6 protein-coding genes and 1 pseudogene are annotated in these 3,930 nt (G+C 43.0%); 6 read left to right on the top strand and 1 reads right to left on the bottom strand.

The genetic code is table 11. The features are described from left to right. Nucleotides 1–211: 211 nt before the first annotated feature. The 5 genes from pseG (at nt 212) to PN447_RS02925 (ending at nt 3,575) form a co-directional block, all read left to right on the top strand. A complete protein-coding gene (gene pseG, locus PN447_RS02945) occupies nt 212–1,783 on the top strand; it encodes a UDP-2,4-diacetamido-2,4,6-trideoxy-beta-L-altropyranose hydrolase (protein ID WP_271760697.1) in 1,572 nt (523 codons plus the stop codon). Continuing rightward, entirely contained in the window at nt 1,699–2,376 is a 678-nt protein-coding gene (locus PN447_RS02940; RefSeq protein ID WP_334311072.1) for a formyltransferase family protein, read from the top strand. Before pseG ends, PN447_RS02940 begins: the two co-directional genes overlap by 85 nt. Nucleotides 2,377–2,690: 314 nt before the next feature. After that, nucleotides 2,691–2,831 (top strand): hypothetical protein, encoded by a 141-nt coding sequence (locus PN447_RS02935; protein ID WP_271760695.1) that lies wholly within the window; start codon nt 2,691–2,693, stop codon nt 2,829–2,831. Then, on the top strand, nt 2,828–3,169 hold the full coding sequence (locus tag PN447_RS02930; RefSeq protein WP_096571348.1) for a nucleotidyltransferase domain-containing protein: 342 nt from the start codon (nt 2,828–2,830) through the stop codon (nt 3,167–3,169). The genes PN447_RS02935 and PN447_RS02930 overlap by 4 nt, the downstream gene beginning before the upstream one ends. After that, nucleotides 3,162–3,575, top strand: coding sequence for a HEPN domain-containing protein (locus PN447_RS02925; RefSeq protein ID WP_065180026.1), 414 nt, complete (start codon nt 3,162–3,164; stop codon nt 3,573–3,575). The genes PN447_RS02930 and PN447_RS02925 overlap by 8 nt, the downstream gene beginning before the upstream one ends. Here PN447_RS02925 and PN447_RS02920 read toward each other — a convergent pair. Then, nucleotides 3,559–3,768 (bottom strand): hypothetical protein, encoded by a 210-nt coding sequence (locus PN447_RS02920; RefSeq protein WP_271760693.1) that lies wholly within the window; start codon nt 3,766–3,768, stop codon nt 3,559–3,561. The two genes, PN447_RS02925 and PN447_RS02920, sit on opposite strands and share 17 nt — an antisense overlap. Nucleotides 3,769–3,783: 15 nt before the next feature. On the opposite strand from PN447_RS02920, the pseudogene PN447_RS02915 reads away from it, so the two are divergent. Continuing rightward, a pseudogene (locus tag PN447_RS02915) lies at nt 3,784–3,930 on the top strand (transposase); the annotation flags it as partial.

Below are 3,930 nucleotides of genomic sequence, written 5' to 3'. Positions count from 1 at the left end.
ATAAGTTTTATAAGGTGATTTTAGACACTTCTTGATCCCCCCTAACCCCCCTTAAAAAGGGGGGAACTAGAGTCAAAGTCCCCCTTCTCAAGGGGGATTTAGGGGGATCTAAAAATATTAGATACACCATGAGGGACTTTCTAAACATCCTCTAACTGGTCGTTTACCGCCTGGTGTTGAAAATAATAAACAATCTTCAAATCTTGTAGATGTGAAAGTAGTAATTAGGGTAGATTCTTCCCAGAACATGGGGTCTGGTCACTTGGTGCGTTGTCGGACTTTGGCGGAAGCACTACAGCGCAGGGGTGCACAGGTAAAATTTATTTGTCGTGACCATCCGGGTAACTTAATCCATTTGCTGACCCGTTCCGCCTTTGCTGTTACCGTTTTACCAGCACCACCATTAGTGGATGTAACAGCAGAAGACTATGGTTTATGGTTGGGAGTTGACCCACAAACAGATGCAGTGGAAACTATAGCAGCTTTGGGGGGAGAAATTCCCCATTGGTTGATTGTAGACCACTATGGATTAGGTCGCCCTTGGGAAGAACAACTGCGCCCCCATGTGGGTAAAATTTTAGTTATAGATGATTTAGCCAATCGTCCCCATGATTGTGATGTTTTACTCGACCAAAATTACCATTTTCCCGGAGTCAACCGTTATCAGGGGTTAGTCCCCCATGATTGTCGGTTACTTTTGGGTTGTCGTTATGCTCTATTGCGTCCAGAATATCTGGAATTTCGCCAGACCTTACCACCCCATACTGGTAAGGTAGAGCGGGTGCTGATTTTCTTTGGTGGTACTGACCCCCAGAATATGACTGGTAAGGTGATATCCGCCCTATCTGCTGGGGAATTTGCCTCCCTATATGTGGATGTAGTAGTAGGTTCTAGTAATCCCCATCGGTTATCATTACAACAGCTTAACCAGCGTCCCCACACAACCCTTTATGAAAACCTTCCTCACTTAGCACAGTTAATGGCTCGTGCGGACTTAGCTATAGGAGCAGGGGGAACAACTACCTGGGAAAGACTGTGTTTAGGTTTACCAAGTTTGGTAATTAGTATTGCGGATAATCAAGTCCCAGCTTGTGAGGCTTTGGCTAGGGAAGAGGCTATTATTTATTTAGGAACCGCTGATCAAGTTCAGGTCAAAGATATCGGCGAGGCGATCGCTTTTGTGCAGAGAAATCCTGCTACTGTGGTCAGAATGTCTGACCAGGGTAAGCAGTATGTGGATGGACTGGGAGCAGACAGAGTAGGAGAATATTTATATCCCACTCCTAAAAATCAACTACGATTGCGATCGGCAAAATTAACAGATCAGTGGCTTTATTATACTTGGGTAAATGAGCCAGAAGTGCGTCGTCAATCTTTACAATCAGACCCTATTAGTTGGGAAGAACATCAAAGTTGGTTTCACCGCAAGTTAGCTGACAGTCATTGTTATTTGGGGGTTTTAGAAGCTAATAATTTACCTGTAGGACAAATTCGTTTTGAACTCCAAGATCATGAAGGGGTAATTGACTATTCCCTAGATGTTTTAGTTCGGGGTCGCGGTTGGGCTACCTCCTTAGTACAACTGGGAATACAAGCTTTAAAGTCTTTTACACCTAAATACTTAAGAGCAGATGTAAAAATTAATAATGCAGCTTCAAAGGCGGTGTTTTTGCGGTTGGGTTTTACAGAGGAGCCGCAATCAATCAATCAATCAATCAATCAATCAATCAATCAATCAATCAGCTTTCGCTTACCATTCTCTCCGACTCCCAAAGTTGGTTAAACGAGTATATTACAGAACTAGTAATCAACTGGCTAGAACAAGGATATCTAGTACAGTGGACACATGAAATTACCGACTTACAAGGGGGAGATTTATGTTTTTACCTCAGTTGTGGTCACATTATTCCCCCATCCATCCTGTCAAGATTTCAGCATAATTTAGTCGTCCACGAAAGTGATTTACCCCAAGGTAAAGGTTGGTCACCATTGACATGGCAAATTCTGGAGGGTAAAAATGATATTCCTGTTACCTTGTTTGCAGCAGTGGAGCAGGTAGACAGTGGGGATATTTACTTACAGGAATGGTTACATTTTCAAGGTGATGAAACCGTAAATGAGTTACGCTACGCCCAAGCTCAAGCCACTTTAAATTTATGTCAGCAGTTTGTCAGGGAATATCCAGGTATTTTAAAACAAGCTCGACCCCAAGTAGGTGAGTCCTCATTTTATCCCCGGCGTCGCCCCCAAGATAGCGAATTAAACCCCCACCTTTCTTTGGGTGACCAGTTTAATTTATTGCGGGTAGTGGATAATGAGCGCTATCCGGCATTTTTTACCTGGGGGGGTAAGTTGTATGTGCTCAAGATTTATTGACGGGTGACGGTTCGACTTCGCTCACCGACCACGTTTGACTGTAATAAGGGGCGATCGGCTTGCAGGAGCGCTTCGCGATCGCCATTTACGCAAAACAAATATATCGCTATTGGGTATGGGAGGTATAATTGATAGTTATCCGCATGGGGGAGCCAGGGAATGAATTCCCTGGCTAAAAGCTAAAGTCGGTTAAAAACCGACTGGGAGGAGGGTTGAGGGTTTTTGTGTGATTTGTCACAGGACATAAATTATCTTGTTTTGGGAGTGTCAAAGCAGATGTTAATCTGGTATTTGAGCAGAAAATATCAGCCCTATTGCCAGTACCAATTTTGCAGGGTGAGAACAGGGAAGATAAATTACGCCCAGCAGTGAGAGAGTTAAGACGGGATGAGCAACTGCAAGAGTTAGAACCGTTATTATCATTTTTTGCTAGTTTTGTATTAGAGACTGTATGAATACAGAGAATATACCTGTTAAAAAAATACCAAGGGATTTATTGGATGATATTACCCAACGGCTAGTTTCTGCCCTGAATCCAGAACAGGTAATTTTATTTGGTTCCTATGCTTATGGTGAACCTACGGAAGATAGTGATGTTGATTTGTTAGTGATTATCTCCGATTCCAATGAACCTCGCTATCGTCGGGCGCGTCAAGCATATAAAGCCCTCCATGGGATTGGTATACCAAAAGATATTCTGGTTATGACCCGTGCAGAAGTAGAAAGAAAGGCCACCGTAGCAAGTTCATTAGTTAGTCAGGCACTCAGTCAAGGTAAAATCCTTTATGGATAGTCCTAAGGATGAGGAGGTTAGGCAGTGGATAATTAAAAGTCAGCGAGATATTAAGGTTGCCCGTATACTCATTGAAAATGAAGTATCATTATTAGATGCTGTTGTTTATCATTGTCAACAGAGTGCCGAGAAGGCATTAAAAGCTTATTTGACATATCAAGATTTAGTATTTAAGAAAACGCATGATCTGGGTGTTTTAGTAGAGATGTGTTCAGTTTTTGAACCAAATTTTCAGGATTTGGAAGATATGGCGGACACTCTAACACCTTACGCCACCGAATTTCGCTACCCAGGGGACATAATTGAGCCGGAAAGGTATGAAGCTGAAGAAGCCTTGCAGATGGCTGCGACAGTGCTAGAGTTTGTAATTAAATTATTACCAAATAAATTCAGTCTTGACGGTTGACGGTTGACGGTTGACGGTTGACGGTTGACGGTTGACGGTTGACGGTTGACGGTTGACTGCGCTCAACCACCGGGTTTCGAGTGCGCCGGGTTTCGACTGCGCTCAACCACCGGGTTTCGACTGTATAAATGGCGATAGCCCTAGCGCGATCGCCATTTATACAAAACAAATATACTGAGAACTTACAACTCATAAATGATAATAAACAGTGGCGAAAAAAGCAGATATAGGGGGAAAAAGATTAATCAGTCTTGCACCCAACACCTGGGTAAAGTGGATTACCCAGCGTAGTGACTTACAAGTACAAGACATCCTCAACACAGAATTTCAGTGGATAGAGCGAGAAAGTGATGTT

Origin of the sequence: Anabaena sp. CS-542/02 (genome assembly GCF_028331085.1) — a bacterium.
Taxonomy (GTDB): domain Bacteria; phylum Cyanobacteriota; class Cyanobacteriia; order Cyanobacteriales; family Nostocaceae; genus Anabaenopsis; species Anabaenopsis arnoldii.
The sequence above is the reverse complement of the archived record's forward strand: the minus strand, read 5'-3'. Positions and strand labels throughout refer to the sequence as shown.